The organism is Pedobacter sp. MC2016-05 (assembly GCF_026239735.1).
Classification (GTDB): domain Bacteria; phylum Bacteroidota; class Bacteroidia; order Sphingobacteriales; family Sphingobacteriaceae; genus Pedobacter.
The window spans coordinates 74,018-90,460 of the sequence record NZ_JAPIVT010000014.1; the positions used below are offsets into that span (position 1 = coordinate 74,018).

Annotated in this window: 18 protein-coding genes; 11 read left to right on the forward strand and 7 right to left on the reverse strand. The window is 36.1% G+C overall.

Going from position 1 to position 16,443, the window contains the following annotated elements:
- Nucleotides 1-131 precede the first annotated feature (131 nt).
- From OQZ33_RS16735 to OQZ33_RS16750, 4 genes are all read right to left on the reverse strand, one after another.
- Nucleotides 132-2,048, reverse strand: a complete 1,917-nt coding sequence (locus OQZ33_RS16735) for an AMP-dependent synthetase/ligase (protein ID WP_265800267.1) — start codon at nt 2,046-2,048, stop codon at nt 132-134.
- A 436-nt stretch (nt 2,049-2,484) separates the two neighbouring features.
- Nucleotides 2,485-2,811, reverse strand: coding sequence for a HesB/IscA family protein (locus OQZ33_RS16740; RefSeq protein ID WP_025142623.1), 327 nt, complete (start codon nt 2,809-2,811; stop codon nt 2,485-2,487).
- A 123-nt stretch (nt 2,812-2,934) separates the two neighbouring features.
- Nucleotides 2,935-3,348, reverse strand: coding sequence for a Fe-S cluster assembly scaffold IscU (gene iscU / locus OQZ33_RS16745; RefSeq protein WP_025142622.1), 414 nt, complete (start codon nt 3,346-3,348; stop codon nt 2,935-2,937).
- Between the two features lie 154 nt (nt 3,349-3,502).
- Entirely contained in the window at nt 3,503-4,714 is a 1,212-nt protein-coding gene (locus OQZ33_RS16750) for an IscS subfamily cysteine desulfurase (protein WP_056850300.1), read from the reverse strand.
- Between the two features lie 119 nt (nt 4,715-4,833).
- On the opposite strand from OQZ33_RS16750, the gene mce reads away from it, so the two are divergent.
- The 11 genes from mce to OQZ33_RS16805 all read left to right on the forward strand — a co-directional run bounded on the left by mce (nt 4,834) and on the right by OQZ33_RS16805 (nt 14,089).
- On the forward strand, nt 4,834-5,241 hold the full coding sequence (gene mce, locus OQZ33_RS16755; RefSeq protein ID WP_265800275.1) for a methylmalonyl-CoA epimerase: 408 nt from the start codon (nt 4,834-4,836) through the stop codon (nt 5,239-5,241).
- Nucleotides 5,242-5,484: 243 nt separating this feature from the next.
- On the forward strand, nt 5,485-5,760 hold the full coding sequence (locus OQZ33_RS16760) for a hypothetical protein (RefSeq protein ID WP_265800277.1): 276 nt from the start codon (nt 5,485-5,487) through the stop codon (nt 5,758-5,760).
- A 53-nt stretch (nt 5,761-5,813) separates the two neighbouring features.
- Nucleotides 5,814-7,568 carry a histidine kinase gene (locus OQZ33_RS16765; RefSeq protein WP_265800278.1) on the forward strand — a complete coding sequence of 585 codons (1,755 nt, stop codon included), beginning with the start codon at nt 5,814-5,816 and terminating at the stop codon, nt 7,566-7,568.
- Between the two features lie 37 nt (nt 7,569-7,605).
- The gene (locus OQZ33_RS16770) at nt 7,606-8,271 is read left to right on the forward strand and encodes a response regulator transcription factor (RefSeq protein WP_265800279.1); all 666 of its coding nucleotides are present in this window, start codon (nt 7,606-7,608) and stop codon (nt 8,269-8,271) included.
- Nucleotides 8,272-8,358: 87 nt separating this feature from the next.
- Nucleotides 8,359-8,991 carry a hypothetical protein gene (locus tag OQZ33_RS16775; RefSeq protein ID WP_265800281.1) on the forward strand — a complete coding sequence of 211 codons (633 nt, stop codon included), beginning with the start codon at nt 8,359-8,361 and terminating at the stop codon, nt 8,989-8,991.
- Nucleotides 8,992-9,156: 165 nt separating this feature from the next.
- The gene (locus OQZ33_RS16780) at nt 9,157-9,405 is read left to right on the forward strand and encodes a type B 50S ribosomal protein L31 (RefSeq protein WP_025142617.1); all 249 of its coding nucleotides are present in this window, start codon (nt 9,157-9,159) and stop codon (nt 9,403-9,405) included.
- A gap of 72 nt (nt 9,406-9,477) precedes the next feature.
- Nucleotides 9,478-10,650, forward strand: coding sequence for a putative sugar nucleotidyl transferase (locus OQZ33_RS16785; RefSeq protein WP_265800284.1), 1,173 nt, complete (start codon nt 9,478-9,480; stop codon nt 10,648-10,650).
- A 51-nt stretch (nt 10,651-10,701) separates the two neighbouring features.
- Entirely contained in the window at nt 10,702-11,463 is a 762-nt protein-coding gene (gene tpiA / locus OQZ33_RS16790) for a triose-phosphate isomerase (RefSeq protein ID WP_265800285.1), read from the forward strand.
- Nucleotides 11,464-12,303 (forward strand): 50S ribosomal protein L11 methyltransferase, encoded by an 840-nt coding sequence (prmA, locus tag OQZ33_RS16795; protein WP_265800286.1) that lies wholly within the window; start codon nt 11,464-11,466, stop codon nt 12,301-12,303.
- Nucleotides 12,304-12,401: 98 nt separating this feature from the next.
- Entirely contained in the window at nt 12,402-13,754 is a 1,353-nt protein-coding gene (locus tag OQZ33_RS16800; RefSeq protein ID WP_265800287.1) for a UDP-N-acetylmuramate--L-alanine ligase, read from the forward strand.
- Nucleotides 13,755-13,768: 14 nt separating this feature from the next.
- Nucleotides 13,769-14,089 carry a helix-turn-helix domain-containing protein gene (locus OQZ33_RS16805; RefSeq protein WP_265800288.1) on the forward strand — a complete coding sequence of 107 codons (321 nt, stop codon included), beginning with the start codon at nt 13,769-13,771 and terminating at the stop codon, nt 14,087-14,089.
- A 101-nt stretch (nt 14,090-14,190) separates the two neighbouring features.
- Here the strand turns inward: OQZ33_RS16805 and OQZ33_RS16810 are convergent, their stop codons facing one another.
- From OQZ33_RS16810 to scpB, 3 genes are all read right to left on the reverse strand, one after another.
- Nucleotides 14,191-15,309 (reverse strand): GNAT family N-acetyltransferase, encoded by a 1,119-nt coding sequence (locus OQZ33_RS16810; protein WP_265800289.1) that lies wholly within the window; start codon nt 15,307-15,309, stop codon nt 14,191-14,193.
- A gap of 73 nt (nt 15,310-15,382) precedes the next feature.
- Nucleotides 15,383-15,574: a hypothetical protein gene (locus tag OQZ33_RS16815; protein WP_056850291.1), complete on the reverse strand. Its 192-nt coding sequence runs from the start codon at nt 15,572-15,574 to the stop codon at nt 15,383-15,385.
- Between the two features lie 88 nt (nt 15,575-15,662).
- Nucleotides 15,663-16,229 (reverse strand): SMC-Scp complex subunit ScpB, encoded by a 567-nt coding sequence (scpB, locus tag OQZ33_RS16820; protein WP_265800290.1) that lies wholly within the window; start codon nt 16,227-16,229, stop codon nt 15,663-15,665.
- Nucleotides 16,230-16,443: the final 214 nt, after the last annotated feature.

The window sequence follows — 16,443 nt, forward strand, 5'->3', positions numbered from 1 at the left end:
TGATGTGAATTACATTACTCTGACAGTTGAAAGGTAGGTAATTTTATAGGATAAAAGAAATTATCAATTTAAAGCCATTAATCGATAATAGCTAGGGTAAATGATGAACGTAATTAATAGCAAGTTACTCTTTATGATTCTGCCTCGATCCCTTCTTCATACATTGAATCGATTGTATCACTATATTTCTTTTCTACAATTCTACGTTTAACCTTCATTGTAGGTGTAATCTCACCTTCATCAATACTAAATGGATTGCGTTTGATTTTGAAATTCTTGATGCGTTCGAATTTGGCAAGTTCGTTTGAGATTTTCTTGATGTCTTGCTCCATCCAGTCAATTATTTCCTGTTCGCGTATAAATGGATCGGCAATCTCGAAATAAGATGATTTTAGTTTAAACGTTTCTTCTAATGTTTCCCTATTTGGAATTATGATAGCGGTAATGAATTCTCGTTTATCTCCTATTAAAAATAACTGATCGATCTTCGGGCTTTTTAGATAGATATTTTCTACAGGAGTTGGGTAAACGTTTTTGCCATACGCATTGACGATCATGTTTTTGAGGCGATCTGTTATTTGTAGGTTACCTTTATAAAATCGACCAATATCACCAGTGTGGAACCACATGTCCCGATCGATTGCTTCAGCTGTTTCTGCTGGTTTATTGAAATATCCTTTCATTACACAGTGGCCCCGAACAATTATCTCGCCTTCAGCGCACTGAAAATCTTCGTTAAATGTGTCATGCGTTTGGATGTTAATGATTTCCTTGCTTTCTACATCCTGAACGCCCACTTCAATACCTGGAATTATGCGACCCACGGTGCCATAAACCTGGCGATGGTATTCGGTTACAGACATTACCGGCGAAGTTTCGGTTAAGCCAAAACCTTCCAATACTTTAATCCCTAAATCGCCGAAAAACTCACCCACATTTTTCGGTAGGGCAGCCCCGCCAGATATCATAAACTTTAAACGGCCTCCGGTTTTCTCCTTAATTTTACTGAAAACTAATTTCTCGGCAACTGCCTTTTTAGTCGAAAGAATAAATCCAGGATTTTCACCTGCCTCTTTTTTTACACGATATTTTTTGCCGTTTTCTAGCGCCCAAGTAAATATTTTAGCCTTAGTACCTCCGCCAGCTTTACCAGATTTAATTGCTTTATCATGTATCCGTTCCAATAATCTAGGTACGCAACTCATTACCGTCGGCCTAACTTCGCCCATATTTTTCGCCAGTAGTTCCAAGCTTTGAGCGAAAGCAATTTTACAGCCTTGAGTGCAACAGACATGATAGGTGGCTGTGCGCTCAAACACATGCGACAGAGGTAAAAATGAAAGGAAAGTTTCGGTTTGATCGATTACCGGGATTTGTTGCAGACAGACCTCCACATTTTTAACAAAATTATGGTGCGTAAGCATTACCCCTTTTGGCGTTCCTGTAGTACCCGAGGTATAAATCAAAGACGACACATCTTCTGGTAGCACTAAACTTCTGCATTGATCTATTTCTGCTTTTTCTGCTGCTGTAGTTTGGTGCTTCAAGGCCAAGATGTCGGAAAAGGATATAATTTCTACATCAACATCTGATGGCACTTTTACTTTCTCGAAATCTTTAAACGCGGGAATAATATATTTTAGATCTTTACAGTTTGAAGCAACTTTTAGTACCTTTCTATAGAGAAAATTGTTACCAACTAATATTCCTTTAATGCCAGAATCATTAATGATGTAGCCTACTTCTTGTTCTGATAGCGTTGGGTAAATAGAAACATTTATTACGCCAATTTGCTGAATGCCTTGATCATAATAGACATATTCGGGTGAGTTTTCGATCATTAATCCTAACCGATCGCCTTTCTTTATTCCTTTTTCCAAAAAGAAAGCAGAAACTGCATCAGCTCTTTTTAAAGTATCTTCAAATGATATCTCCACCCATTCAGCACCTTGTTTATGTATTAAAAAAGTTTCTTCGGGTTTGTGAATGTTTTTTACAACATTTCTTAAAAGGGTAGGGATGGTTGAAAATTCGTTAATTAATGGCATCGCTCGTTATTTGGTAGTCAATATAATTAACAATAATAATGCTTTTTGGTTTAAAAAAGCAAATCGATATACGCTCGCCCGTTTTGATTGGAATATGTTTTCCCGTAGATTAGAGAAATCTACGAAGTTTTGGATTAAAAAATCCGTTATCTTTTTAAAATCTAAGCTCAGAAATCATTTTTAGTCTGCGAGATCTGCGTTAATCAGCGAGAGAAGATATTGATGTTCCTGAGAATTTGATTTATATCATGTTGATAAAATTTATATCCCGCAGATTAACAAGATTTACGCGGATTATAGTATAATCGCCACAGCGAGGAAAAAATTAATCTCCTTTATTCTTTGAAATCAGATTGTTTCATCAGCAATAATAAGTGCTTTAAACGCAAAAAGGCCTCGAAAAATCGAGACCTTTAAATATTATTTGTTAGAAATTCTAAACGGAGAAACTCTCGCCACATCCACAACTGCGACTGGCATTTGGATTGATAAAGTTGAAACCTTTTCCATTCAATCCATCAGTAAAATCTAACTCCGTACCCGCTAGGTAAAGGAAAGATTTCATATCTAATGCGATTTTAATTCCTCTGTCTTCAAAAAACTGATCGCCTTTTTGTTCTTCGTTATCAAAATCCAGGTTATACGATAAGCCAGAACAACCGCCACCTTTTACGGAAACACGTAAGAAATAATCAGAACCCATTTCTGAATCCTGCATTAAATGCGTGATTTTTTCTTTTGCTTTATCTGTTATAGTAATCATTTCTTTTAGTATTTAGTATAAAGTAGCTAGATCAAATTCGTAATCATCCTACCTTTAATAACATTGTAGAAAGACAAATAGCGTACCAATCTAAGTACCCAATACTTTCTACTATATACTTTTCTAGTGGTGTGACTTTTCCAATACAATTGCCTCTAAACCATTTTTAACGCGGTAATCGTTAATGGCAGATTTAATTGCATCTTCTGCCAACACCGAGCAGTGAATTTTTACTGGAGGTAAAGCCAATTCTTCAACAATATCCATGTTATCGATAGATAAAGCTTCATCAATTGTTTTTCCTTTTAACCATTCTGTAGCTAAAGACGAAGATGCGATAGCCGAACCACAACCGAATGTTTTAAATTTAGCATCGGTGATGACATTATCTTCTCCAACCTCAATTTGTAAACGCATCACGTCACCACACTCAGGTGCGCCCACCAGACCAGTTCCTACAAATTTGCTGTCTTTATTTAATGTACCTACGTTGCGTGGGTTATTGTAATGGTCAATTACTTTTTCTGAATATGCCATGATTTATATTTCTTTAAATCCCTTGCGGGATGGTTTTAATTTTTGTTATACGTTTCTAGTTGCGAGTTAAAGGTCAGGTGTCAAACAAGTTGCTTATGCTCCCGGACTTAAAACTTGTGACTTACAACTTTTAACTCATAATTTGCTTCGCAAATTAATGTTCTGCCCACTCAATTTTACTCAAGTCAATTCCTTCTTTAAACATTTCCCAAAGCGGAGAAAGTTCTCTTAAGTGATTAACTGCTTTTTGAGTAACCGCAATTGCCTGGTCAATTTCTTCTTCGGTAGTAAATCTTCCTAAGCCATAACGGATAGAAGAGTGTGCTAAATCATCAGATAAACCTAAGCTCTTTAATACATAAGATGGCTCTAAAGATGCTGAAGTACAAGCTGAACCCGAAGATACCGCTAAATCGCTCATGGCCATCATTAAACCTTCACCCTCAACGTATTTAAAAGAGATGTTTGCTACATGTGGTAAACGGTGTTGTGTATTACCATTAACATAACTTTCTTCCATTTGGTTTAACGTCGATTCTAATTTATCACGTAAACCAGATAAACGAATTGCTTCGCTTTCCATCTCTAAACGACAAAGTTCGCATGCTTTACCCAAACCAACAATACCAGGAACGTTAAGTGTACCAGAACGCATGCCACGCTCGTGGCCTCCGCCATCCATTTGTGAAGTAACTTTAACTCTTGGGTTTTTTCTGCGAACGTAAAGTGCACCAACGCCTTTCGGCCCGTACATTTTATGTGCTGAAAACGCCATTAAGTCGATTCCGTCTGCATTAACATCAACTGGAATCTTACCAACTGCTTGCGTAGCATCCGTCATAAATAAAGCACCATGTTTGTGTGCAATTGCCGAAATTTCTTTAACCGGTTGGATTACGCCAATTTCGTTGTTACCATACATAATCGATACTAAGATCGTTTCCGGAGTCATTGCAGCTTCTAACTCAGCCAAGTCAATTAAACCATCTTCTTTAACGCCTAAGTATGTCACTCTAGCGCCGTTTTTCTCCAGGTGTTTACAAGTATCTAAAACGGCTTTGTGCTCTGTAACCGCAGTAATAATGTGGTTACCTTTATCTTTATACATTTCGAACACACCTTTAATAGCCAAGTTATCAGCTTCGGTTGCGCCCGATGTAAAAATTACTTCTTTTTCAGTACAGCCGATTAATTTGGCTACCTGCTCACGAGCATAATCTACTCCCTCTTCAGCCACCCATCCAAAAGCGTGATTACGGCTTGCGGCATTTCCAAATTTTTCAGTAAAGTAAGGTAGCATCGCTTCCAACACTCTAGGGTCTAAAGGTGTTGTTGCGTTATTATCTAAATATATCGGCTGTTTCATCTCTATTCTGTTAATTATGATCACAAAGATACAAAAAAACTTTTTGAACAATTATAATTAATAGCTATGACCTTATAGATAAAACACGCATTTTTACATTCAACCAACCTTTTTAAACGATGAACAAGATAGAACATATCGGTATTGCCGTAAACAACCTCAATAAATCAGTTCCACTTTATGAACTCTTATTAAATACCTCCTGTTACAAAACGGAAATTGTTGCATTAGAACACGTTAACACTGCATTTCTAAAAGCAGGCGAAAATAAAGTTGAACTTTTAGAAGCGACTTCCGACGATAGTATAATCGCGAAATTTTTGCAGAAAAAAGGAGAGGGGATTCACCATATTGCCTTTGCGGTTGATGACATTATCGAGGAGATGGAGCGACTAAAAGCCAATGGTTTTACACTGCTTAACGACGTTCCAAAAAAAGGCGCCGATAATAAAATGGTATGTTTCGTACATCCAAAAGATACGAATGGAGTTTTAATAGAGCTTTGCCAGGAAATTAAATGGGTTTAGAAAGATAGGTGATGGTTATTGAGAATAGGAATTGACAAGGTTGACGAATGCGACTAATTTGTTTTATTTGAAAATGAACGGTTCTGATTTTATCGCTTACGGCAGGCCTGCTAACCGCTATAATCTCGATGAAGAATCGGGAGCTACCGCTTTTATCAGGTTTAATTTAACGTCATGCAGTAATTCTAACCTAACAAATAACCAAACTAAGCCTAAAATCTTTCAATCCCAAAATCTAGTTTCATGTCGCTAATTAAAATTATAAATAAAGATTTTGATCTTCCTGATGAACTTTCTGAACGCCAACTTCGGGAAACATTGGTTGATGCATTTGCTTACTTAGTGGATAATGACTTTCCTAAACTCGTTCAAATTTTATATAAAGCAGATGTTGATCAGTACAAATTGAAAGAGTTGTTGGAAAATGTGGAGGGAAAAAGTTCAGCAGAAGTAATTGCAGATGCCTATCTCGCCAGACAAATTGCAAAAATTGAAACCTGGAAAAAATATAGTAAGTAGCTGCCGACAAATTTATTATAGTCTAATTATTTGTATTTTGATACCTTTAAATAATGAGTTGCCGTTTCCTGACCATCTTACTGTTTCCTGTTTTAGTTTTGGCTCAAAGAAATTCGAATTCCGAACTTGAGAAGAACGATCAGGATTTCGTTTTAAAAGCATTTAACAATGCTGATCATTACATGAATTCTGATCATTATGACTCTGCACAGCTATGGCTAAATAAAATTTATTTAAAAGTCAGCTATCGTAAACCATCTCTTTTCTCTTATTTCCTAACTTCCCGACAAGCTGAAGTATACTATTACAATAACCTGCATGAACTAGGCTTGCAAGAGGCTTTTAAGGGTGAAAACATCGCATCGATATTAAAAGACAGCATCCTTATGGCCGATGCTTGCAACTTTATCGGCTTGTTTTATATGAATAACAATAAGCTAAACAATGCAGTTAAATATTTTAAACGGGCACTAAATTTTGCTCATCAACCTCCATATCCATCAAAGTATATAGATCTATCCAAACCTCATCATATTTATGGCAATTTGGCCGAGGCATTTGAAAAGCTTAAAAAGCTGGATAGTGCAGTTTATTACAGTCGAGAATCACTCAAAGAGGCAAAAGAAATAATTGCTAAGCGAGGTATTGCCACAGCCTATTTAAATTTAGGTAGCGCTTTCATCCAAAAGAATTCTAATGATAGTGCAAGTAAATATTTTGATTTAACACGTATTGCAGCAATGAATGGGCAAGATTTCGATGTCGAGTTGAATAGTTACAGTGGTTTAGCGAGTTGTGCAGCGAGAACGAATGAAAAAATAATAGCCTTTAATCATTTGAAAAAAGGATTCTCTTTGCTTAAAAGATATCCTCAATTAAATGATTTTTATGCGCTTATTTTTTTAGAAACCGCAATTGAAGTTTACAGGAAATACAATAGTCAGGCAGATTTAATTAATACCCTCGAACTTAAAAATCAAATACAAACGGCTACTTACGCCCGAAATAACACACAAATACAAACCCTTTTATTAACAGGGTTAAAAAATGAAAAACTCATTTTCAATTTAGAACTGGCTAAAGCGGAAAATAAGCAGAGTTTGGCCAATACCAGAGTTTATGTATTGTTGTTAACCTTACTTTCTATCATTATTGCCTTCATTGCTTATCGGTATTATGCACTGCAGCGTTTGCGCTTGGCAAATCTGAGGAGCAAAATCAGTCAAGATTTACACGATGAAGTGGGTGCTACCTTAAGCGGAATAGCCATGTACAGCTACATTACAAAAGAACAAATCAAAAACGAGGAGCATGTCGCCGTTAACAATTCTCTCGATATTATTAAAGACAATGCAGGCGAAATGGTCTCAAAACTTAACGATATTGTTTGGGCTGTTAATCCACATGAGGATAACCTTCTTTCGCTTTTAGAAAGACTAAAAGATTTCGCCGCTCAATTGGTGGCGGTAAAAGAAATTGAGCTAAATTTTAATATTCCAGAATCACTTGGCGTTTTAAAGTTATCAATGGAACAGAGAAAGAATGTCTATTTAATATGTAAAGAAGGTATCAACAATGCCGTGAAATATAGCGACTGTAAGCATATTATAGTGGAAGTTTATCATCAAAATAAAATGATTAATATTCAATTAAAAGATGATGGGAATGGTTTTTTGCCTGATGAAGCACGGAAAGGGAATGGACTAACAAATATGAGGAATAGAGCAAAAGAAATTAATGCTGTTCTAAATATCGCTTGTAATATTGGGTTGGGTACAAAGATTAATTTAAGTTGCAAAATCACCTAATGGGGGATATGTTTAAAATATAAAACTGCTCATATTTATGCCTGAAACTGAAGTTGTGGAAATCAAGATAGCGATATTCGAAGATAATAAACTCATTCGTGAGGCATTGCAGACCATTATAGACGGGACTCCAGGCTTTATTTGCACGGGCACGTTCCCTAACGCAAACCAAATTGAAGCAGATATACGCTTTAGTAGGCCAGATGTGATATTAATGGATATTGAAATGCCTGGAAAGACAGGCATTGAAGCCACAAAAATAATCACAGCACAATTTCCAGAAGTGAAAGTGCTGATTCAAACAGTTTTTAATGATAATGACAAAATATTTAATGCACTTTGCGCTGGGGCTTCAGGCTACATTTTAAAAACCGATTCGCCTTCAAAGCAGCTTCAGGCTATTGAAGAGGTCTACAATGGTGGCGCTTCCATGTCATCAGCAATTGCCCAAAAGGTGATGCAGTTTTTTGTGCGCAAGAACGTCATTCTGGTGCAGCCACAAGAAACTGACTTTGATTTGAGTGCCCGTGAAAAGGAAATTCTCTTATTGATGACGGAAGGAAATCACTATCGTAGCATCGCTGATAAAGCTTTTATCAGTTATGAAACAGTTCGGACCCATGTTAAACACATCTATAAAAAACTTCATGTTGCTTCCAGATCCGAAGCGATTTTAAAGGCTAAACAACAGGGATTGTTTTAGTAAAATCACTCATTGGGGTATTTCCAGGCGCTGATTTATGCTTCAATTTTGATTAACAAATCAGAATTAAACATAAATTAAGAAAACATGAAAACAATTACGAAAAGCCTAAAGTGGTTATTAATTATTTTTCTTATCACAGCCGTTGTGGCCTGTAAAAAGAAAGAGCGTGATGATGCAGTTGAAACCATCAACAAGGAAGAAATGAAGCGTAAAATTGCAGACATTATTCCAGTGCAGTACCAGGATACCCTCACCAAACTGGGTATCTCACTTAATCAGGAAACGACACCACCGATGCTTGAAGGAGCTTATGCGTTTAAGCCTCTTCGGTTATTGAAAAGTAACCGTACTCAAGATGTCGCCAATATGTCGTTTGTTGATGGCTCAATTAAATTTTTCGCACAAGACAGCGAGAATAACATCAAGCTAATTGGCAAATCTTTATTAAATAGTGCAGATACAAGCTTGGTTACGGCAATAAGTGGCAATGGAAACAATTTTACAGTTTACGGAAAGGTTAAATCTGTTCGTGGTAGCGATTCTGCTATATTTGGAATAATTATCTCTGGTGAGAAAGATGGAACACAACTCAGAAATATTCGCTATGGCTTAATTAATATTGATAACTCAAAAGGGGGAACATCGTTTATTAAACAAGGTGAGGCGAGGGTAGTTTTTGATACAGATCAAGTTTCGCCAACTATTTCGGTGTTTTAAAATATTTCTAAAAGTCTCTTGTAAATCAAAAATAAAATTAGGATATTTGCATCCTCTAAAATAGAGGTTAGAAAAGACTAATAGAAATTATCATAAGCGTTGTTGCCAGCAAATTGCAAGAATGTTCTTGATGCTTTCACACAAATAACTTAAAATAATATTCAAATGAAAAAAGATTTGCACCCTACAAGCTACAGACCAGTTGTTTTCAAAGATATGTCTAACGAATATGCTTTCTTAACAAAATCTTGTGTAGATACTAAAGAAACTATTAAATGGGAAGATGGTAATGAGTATCCTCTTTATAAATTAGAGATCTCTCATACTTCACACCCTTTTTATACTGGTAAAATGAAATTGGTTGATACTGCAGGACGTATCGATAAATTCAAAAACCGTTACGCTAAGAAATAATTTTAGCTGTAAAAAGCATTTTTTGAAGTCCCTTTGCCAAAAGCATCGGGACTTTTTTTATTTTTGTTGCTTATGACAATCAATTTATTTGATGATGCTTGCTGGGCGTCTCTCCGTCCGCTTACGTTTACAAGGCCCGTTGCTGATTTGCGAATTGGTATTTTAACCATCGCAGAAAAATGGGCGAAATACTTAAATGCCGACTTCGGTTTCCAAACTCAAGAATATCTTTCTATAAAATATGCAGTCAAGAAAAACGCTAGTCTTTTTATAAACGGTTCAATTTGTCCTGATCAAAGTTTGCTCGATGCAATTTCAGGACTTAAAGAAGGGGAATTTCTTGTAGCTAAAGATGTTATTATTGCTTTCAACTGCAATGAAGAACTGACTTATAAGCAAGCAGAACAGCAATTAAAGCCCATAAATTACGAGTTTGAGTCTATTAGAATAACCTACCCAGAAAACATTTTCGCAAATAATCCAGCAGAAATTAGGAAAGATTTCGAGTTGTTAACCAAAGGGCGTACTTCTGCAAAAATCAGTAGCACGAATCAATTGTTGGGCGATGAAATCTTTTTTGAAGAAGGTGCTAAAGCCGAATGCAGCGTTTTAAATACTGGCTACGGACCAATTTATGTTGGGAAAAATGCTGAGATTTGGGAAGGAAGTTTAATACGGGGATCTTTTGCGCTTTGCGAAAATTCATCAATTAAAATGGGTGCGAAGATTTATTCAGGTACGACCATCGGACCAAATAGCCGTGCAGGTGGCGAAATTAATAATTCGGTAATTTGGGGAAATTCCGCCAAAGGACATGAGGGATATTTGGGCAACTCGGTACTTGGTGAATGGGTTAACATTGGTGCCGATACCAATAACTCGAATTTGAAGAACAATTATGCCGAAGTAAAGCTTTACGATTACGAAACTAAAAAAATGCGTAATACCAATTTGCAGTTCTGTGGCTTAATTATGGCCGATCATGCTAAATCGGGCATTAACACGATGTTTAATACGGGCAGTATTGTAGGCGTGAGCGCAAATATTTTTGGGGGTGGCTTGCCTCCAAATCATATCCCGGATTTTAGCTGGGGTGGTGCAGATGGCTTTTTGGATTACAAACTAGATAAAATGTTCGAAACGACGGAGAAAGTATTCGCAAGAAAAAATGTAATTTTCGACAATACAGAAAAAGATATTCTAACAAAGGTTTTTGAATTAACAGCTCCTCACAGATACTTTTAATATTTAACCACGATTTCAATGGAAATCATCGAATTAACAAAATAAAACACAATGAGAAAACAAATAGTAGCCGGTAACTGGAAAATGAATTTAGATTATAACGAAGGTATTTCGTTATTCAGTGAGATTGTAAATATGGTTAAGGATGAACGTAAAGGGAATCAATTAGCTGTTGTTTGTGCTCCTTTTATTCATTTAAATAGTTTGGCCAAGTTGGGTGGAAATGATGTTAAAATAGGAGCTCAAAATATTCACGACAAAGAAAGCGGTGCTTACACAGGCGAAATTTCCGCAAAGATGATCAAATCTGTTGGCGTGGAGTACGTAATTTTAGGTCACTCTGAGCGCAGACAATATCAGGCTGAAAGTGATGAGCTTTTGGCTGCAAAAACCAAAACTGCTTTGACTCACGGGTTAACACCAATTTTCTGCATCGGCGAAACTTTAGATGAACGTGAAAACGGAAGCTATTATGAAGTATTGAAGAAGCAATTGGTTGAAGGTGTTTTCAGTTTAAGTGATCTTGATTTTTCTAAAATCGTAATCGCTTACGAACCAGTTTGGGCGATTGGTACAGGTTTAACCGCTTCGCCAGAACAAGCACAAGATATCCACGCATTCATCCGTTCGGAAATAGAGGCTAACTATGGTTTCAAGATCGCAGATGATACCACAATTCTTTATGGCGGAAGTTGTAATCCAGGAAATGCGGCAAGTTTATTTGCTCAAAAAGATATTGATGGTGGTTTAATTGGTGGTGCATCGTTAAAATCTCGGGATTTCACAGATATTATTAAAGCATTAAATAGCTAAATGCAATACTTAAAAGCAATATTTAAATTCGAAAGTATCGAAGACTATCAGCAGGATCTACTCATCAGTGATCTTGCTGATTTAGGTTTTGATACATTTGAGGATAGTGAGAATGGGTTCACTGCTTTTGTAATGAAAGATAATTACAGTGAGCAGGCATTGAAAGAACTGCTTGCTCATTATACCGATGATTTTGTAACAAATTATACCTTAGAAGATGTTGCCGATGAAAACTGGAATGCCGAGTGGGAAAAGAATTTCAATCCGTTGATTATTGATGATGTATGTTACGTGAGAGCAACTTTTCATGAGCCGCAACCATCTTATCCTTATGAGATTGTGATCGATCCGAAAATGTCTTTCGGAACAGGTCACCATCAAACTACATCAATGATGATGCAGTATATTCTAGCTGCAGATTTAGAAGATAAAACTGTTTTGGATATGGGGTGTGGCACCGCAATCCTCGCAATTCTTGCCGCTAAACTTGGTGCAAAGGATTTGGTAGCGATAGATTATGATAATGTATGTTACGAAAGTACCATCGAAAATGCGACGTTAAATAACATCTCTAATCTGAAAGCGCTATGTGGCAGTAAAGAAGTTATTCCAAACGAAGAATATGATGTTATTTTTGCGAACATCAACAGGAATATTCTGCTTGATCAAATTCATCGTTATGCAGAGGTGCTTCAATCAGGTGGAAAAATCTTTTTCAGTGGTTTTTATTTAGATCCCGATTTAGGAATGATCACTGCTGAGTGTGCTAAATATGGTATTCAATACCTCGATCACAAACAAAATGGTGATTGGGTTGCTGCCCAGTTTGAGAAAAAATAATGATTGAATTTTAAATGGGAGAATGATAGAATGTTTTCATTTACATCGCTTTACCATTTAATCATTCTCTAATTCTCTCATTCAAATAATTAATTTATATGCGTATACATTTTATTGCAATTGGCGGAAGTGCGATGCACAACCTGGCCATTGCACTTCATAAAAAGGGTTATCAAATTTCCGGTTCTGATGATGTGATATTTGAACCAGCAAAATCTCGTTTGGAAAAGTATGGTTTATTGCCGGCAGAAATGGGATGGGATGAAAATCGCATATCAACTGATCTTGAAGCTGTTATTTTGGGCATGCATGCTCGTATTGACAATCCTGAGCTAATTAAAGCGCAAGAACTGGGTATTAAAATTTATTCCTATCCAGAATACGTTTATGAGCAAAGTAAGAATAAACTGCGTGTAGTAATTGGCGGCAGTCATGGTAAAACTACCATCACAAGTATGATTTTACATGTGCTCAATCATTACAATCGTGATTTTGACTATTTGGTTGGGGCACAACTTGCTGGTTTCGAAACCATGGTAAGAATCACAGATGCTGCACCGGTTATGATTATCGAAGGCGATGAGTATTTATCGTCACCGATTGATAGACGGCCAAAATTTCATCTTTACAAAGCAAATGTAGCAGTGATCAGTGGCATCGCCTGGGATCATATCAATGTTTTTCCTACTTATGCAGATTATACTTTGCAGTTCGATAAGTTTATCGATACCATTGAGGAAAACGGAACATTGATATATTGTGAAGCAGACCAAGATTTAAATGAAATTGCTTTAAAATCAAAAGCAAAGATTCACAAGATAGGTTATGCCATTCCTGAACACGACATTAGAAATGGAATAACCTATTTATTGCCAAAGAAAACTGCTTTAAAAATATTTGGCGACCATAACTTGATGAATTTAAATGCAGCTAAATTAGTTTGTGAGCAGTTAGATGTAAATCAAAACGATTTTGATACTGCAATAGCCTCATTTACCGGCGCTGCAAAGCGTTTAGAAGTAATTTCAGCTGATGACTCTACCAATGTTTACAAGGACTTTGCCCATTCTCCATCGAAACTAAAAGCTACTATTGAGGCTGTTAAAGCACAGTTCACAGATCGCAGGTTGGTTGCTTGTATCGAATTACACACCTTTAGTAGCTTGAATAAGGATTTTTTAAAGGAATATGCTGGCGCAATGGACAAAGCTGATGAAGCAATCGTCTTTATTGATCTTAAAAGTTTTGAGCAGAAAAGAATGGAGCCATTTTCAGAAGAAGATGTTCAACAGGCTTTTGCCAACCCGAAGCTAAAATTCTTTAACGATGCAGCTCAACTGAAAGCCTATTTGTTAAGCTTGAACTATAAGAATGCAAATCTTTTAATGATGAGCTCTGGAAACTATGCAGGCTTTGATTTGCCTGAATTAGCTGCGGCTTTACCAAAATAATAGTTAATCTGTACATGAAGTTTTTAGGAGATCGTATTAAGCAGAGTAGGGTTGCGCTTGGACTAAATCAAGCGGAAGCTGCTAAAATGCTTAATATTTCTACTCCCGCGTTTTGTAAAATAGAAACCGGGCAAACAGATTTGAATATCTCACGCTTATTGCAAATTTCTAAAGTATTTGAGGTATCAATAATTAAATTACTAACCGGAGAAGAGGAGTCATCAAATTCATCAGAAGATTTAGTTGACCTGAAAGAACAACTTCTGGAAAAAGATGAAGAAATCAATAAACTTCGAAAGAAGGTTATTGATCTTTATGATAAATTGGGAATGTAGATAAGAGGAATAAAGATGAACGAGCAAAGAATAGTAAGGCCAATTAATCTAGGCTACTTAATCTTTATTCCTTGTTCTTTGCTCACTGATGCTTAAGCTGCTTAAAACACTTTCCGCATCGTTAAATGCTTCTTACCAAACGTAGCGCCAGTAGCTTTATGTATAGCAATCATTTGCTCGTTAAAATCGCCAACCCAACTCAATTCCAGTTCTTTGTATTGATTTTTTGGCAACACATATTCACCTAACCTGATAAAGAGAACTGATTCTAAGCCATGTTTCTGGAATTTTGGTTTTGTACCCATCACGATTGCTCTCATGCGTGTAACACCCACCCATCGGCGATAAGCAAATTTAAGCTTCTCTAATAAACCAAGCTTTCCATTAAAACCTTTAATCATCTGGTTGGCATCAGGAATTAAAACCACAAATGACGCGGGCTCACCATTAAAATAAGCAAATTGAATCAAGTGCTCATCCATAATGGGTTCCATACTTTTGAAGCTTTCTTCGAGAGTTTCCTTTTTTATCGGAACGAAGTTTTCAAAATCCTGCCAGCCATCATTGTAAATTTCCATCAAATCCGCGATGTACTTTTCGGCGTTTGCTTTGCTAAAATATTCGAAAGTGTAGCCAGGCTTGTTCCTTACCCAATTGGCTATCTTGGTAAATCGCTCTGGAAAAGGAATGGTTAAGTTAATATGGTTGGTTAACTGTTCATATTCGGTTACGAATCCGTAAGCATCAAAAAATTTCTGGTAATATGGAAAATTGTAATTCATTCCAAATGAAGGAGGAGTGAAACCTTCAACTAACAAACCCCAAAATGAATCGTTTTCGCCAAAGTTGATGGGGCCATCCATTGCTTTCATTCCATTTTCGATAAGCCATTCCTTTGCGGTATCAAAGAGTAAAAAGGCAGCTTTTTCATCTTCAATGCATTCAAAAAAGCCCATTCCGCCAGTTGGTTGATCGTAATTAAATGCTTTTTTTTCGTTAATAAAAGCAGCAACCCGACCGATTAAATCTCCAGCATCATCTTTTAAAATCCAACGTGTACATTTTCCATGACTGAAAAAGCTATTCTTCTCTGGGTTGAAAACATTTTCAACTTCACTATCTAAAGGACAAATGAAATTTTTGTCGTTTTTATAGAGGATTTTTGGAACCGTTAAGAAGTCTTTTTTTAGTGATGAATTGCTTACTGATATAATTTGCATGGGCAGATTTTAAAATTAAAAAGCACCCAGCCTAATGGCAGGATGCTTTTTCAAATATATAGTTTTTTAATGATTAGTAATCGTCATCGTCATCATCGAAGTTGTCGAAATTATCAAGGTCATCTAATGGCAAATCAAAATCGTCTTCATCTTCATCTTGAGGCTTTTTTTTCGTGGTTTGAATATCGTCATCTTCAAGATCATCGTCTTCATCTACCTGTTTTTTGGTAGTCGGCTTAGTAGGGAGTTTCTTTGGCGCTTTCATATCACAAAAATAAAAATTGCTTTTCTACTTTAAAAATACAAAAAAACTTTTTCTAATAACAACCTGAAAACAAATAAATTAATTTCTTCTATTCCGCATTTTCACCTACCTTATTTTCCTCCTTCGTAATATCTTTTAGCTGTGGAAGCTGGGTTAAATTGTTTAAACCAAAATAGTCCATGAAAATATTACTAGTGCTATAAAGAATTGGCCTACCGGGAGTTTCAGCTTTACCATCAATACTTATAAGTTCTTTTTCCAGCAATCGCTGAACAGAATAATCAGAATTTACACCTCTAATTTGTTCAATTTCTAATTTTGTAATCGGCTGGCGGTATGCGATAATGGCTAAGGTTTCCATAGCAGCCTGACTCAGCTTTTTCTTTGAGCGATGCAATTGAAGTTGATTTACCGTTTCATGGTAATCCTTTTTTGTTAGAAACTGATATCCTTTATTCAGGTTTACCAATTCGATTGCGAAATCATGATGTTTATACTTTTCTTGAATAAGATCTAAGCTTTCAAAAATTTGTGTTTCAATAAACTCTGCTTCGAAAACCGCATTTAAAGCTAAGATGATCTCTTGAACGCTAATGCTTTGAACAGAAGAGAATATGAGCGCTTCTATGTGCCTGGTAATATTGGTTTGGGACATATACAAAAATATAATTTTTGGACATTAAAAAAGCGGTCTCGCTTTTTAAAAAACAAGACCGCTTTCAACACACAAATGAAACCTGAATTAAGATATAGTTTTAGGTTAGGTTATTAAATATCTATATCAATTCTATAAGAACGTTTTGATAAACACTATCGTTTATTTCTAACACAAGTTTAAGGCTAAACGAGATTCGGTGTAAGTTCTATTT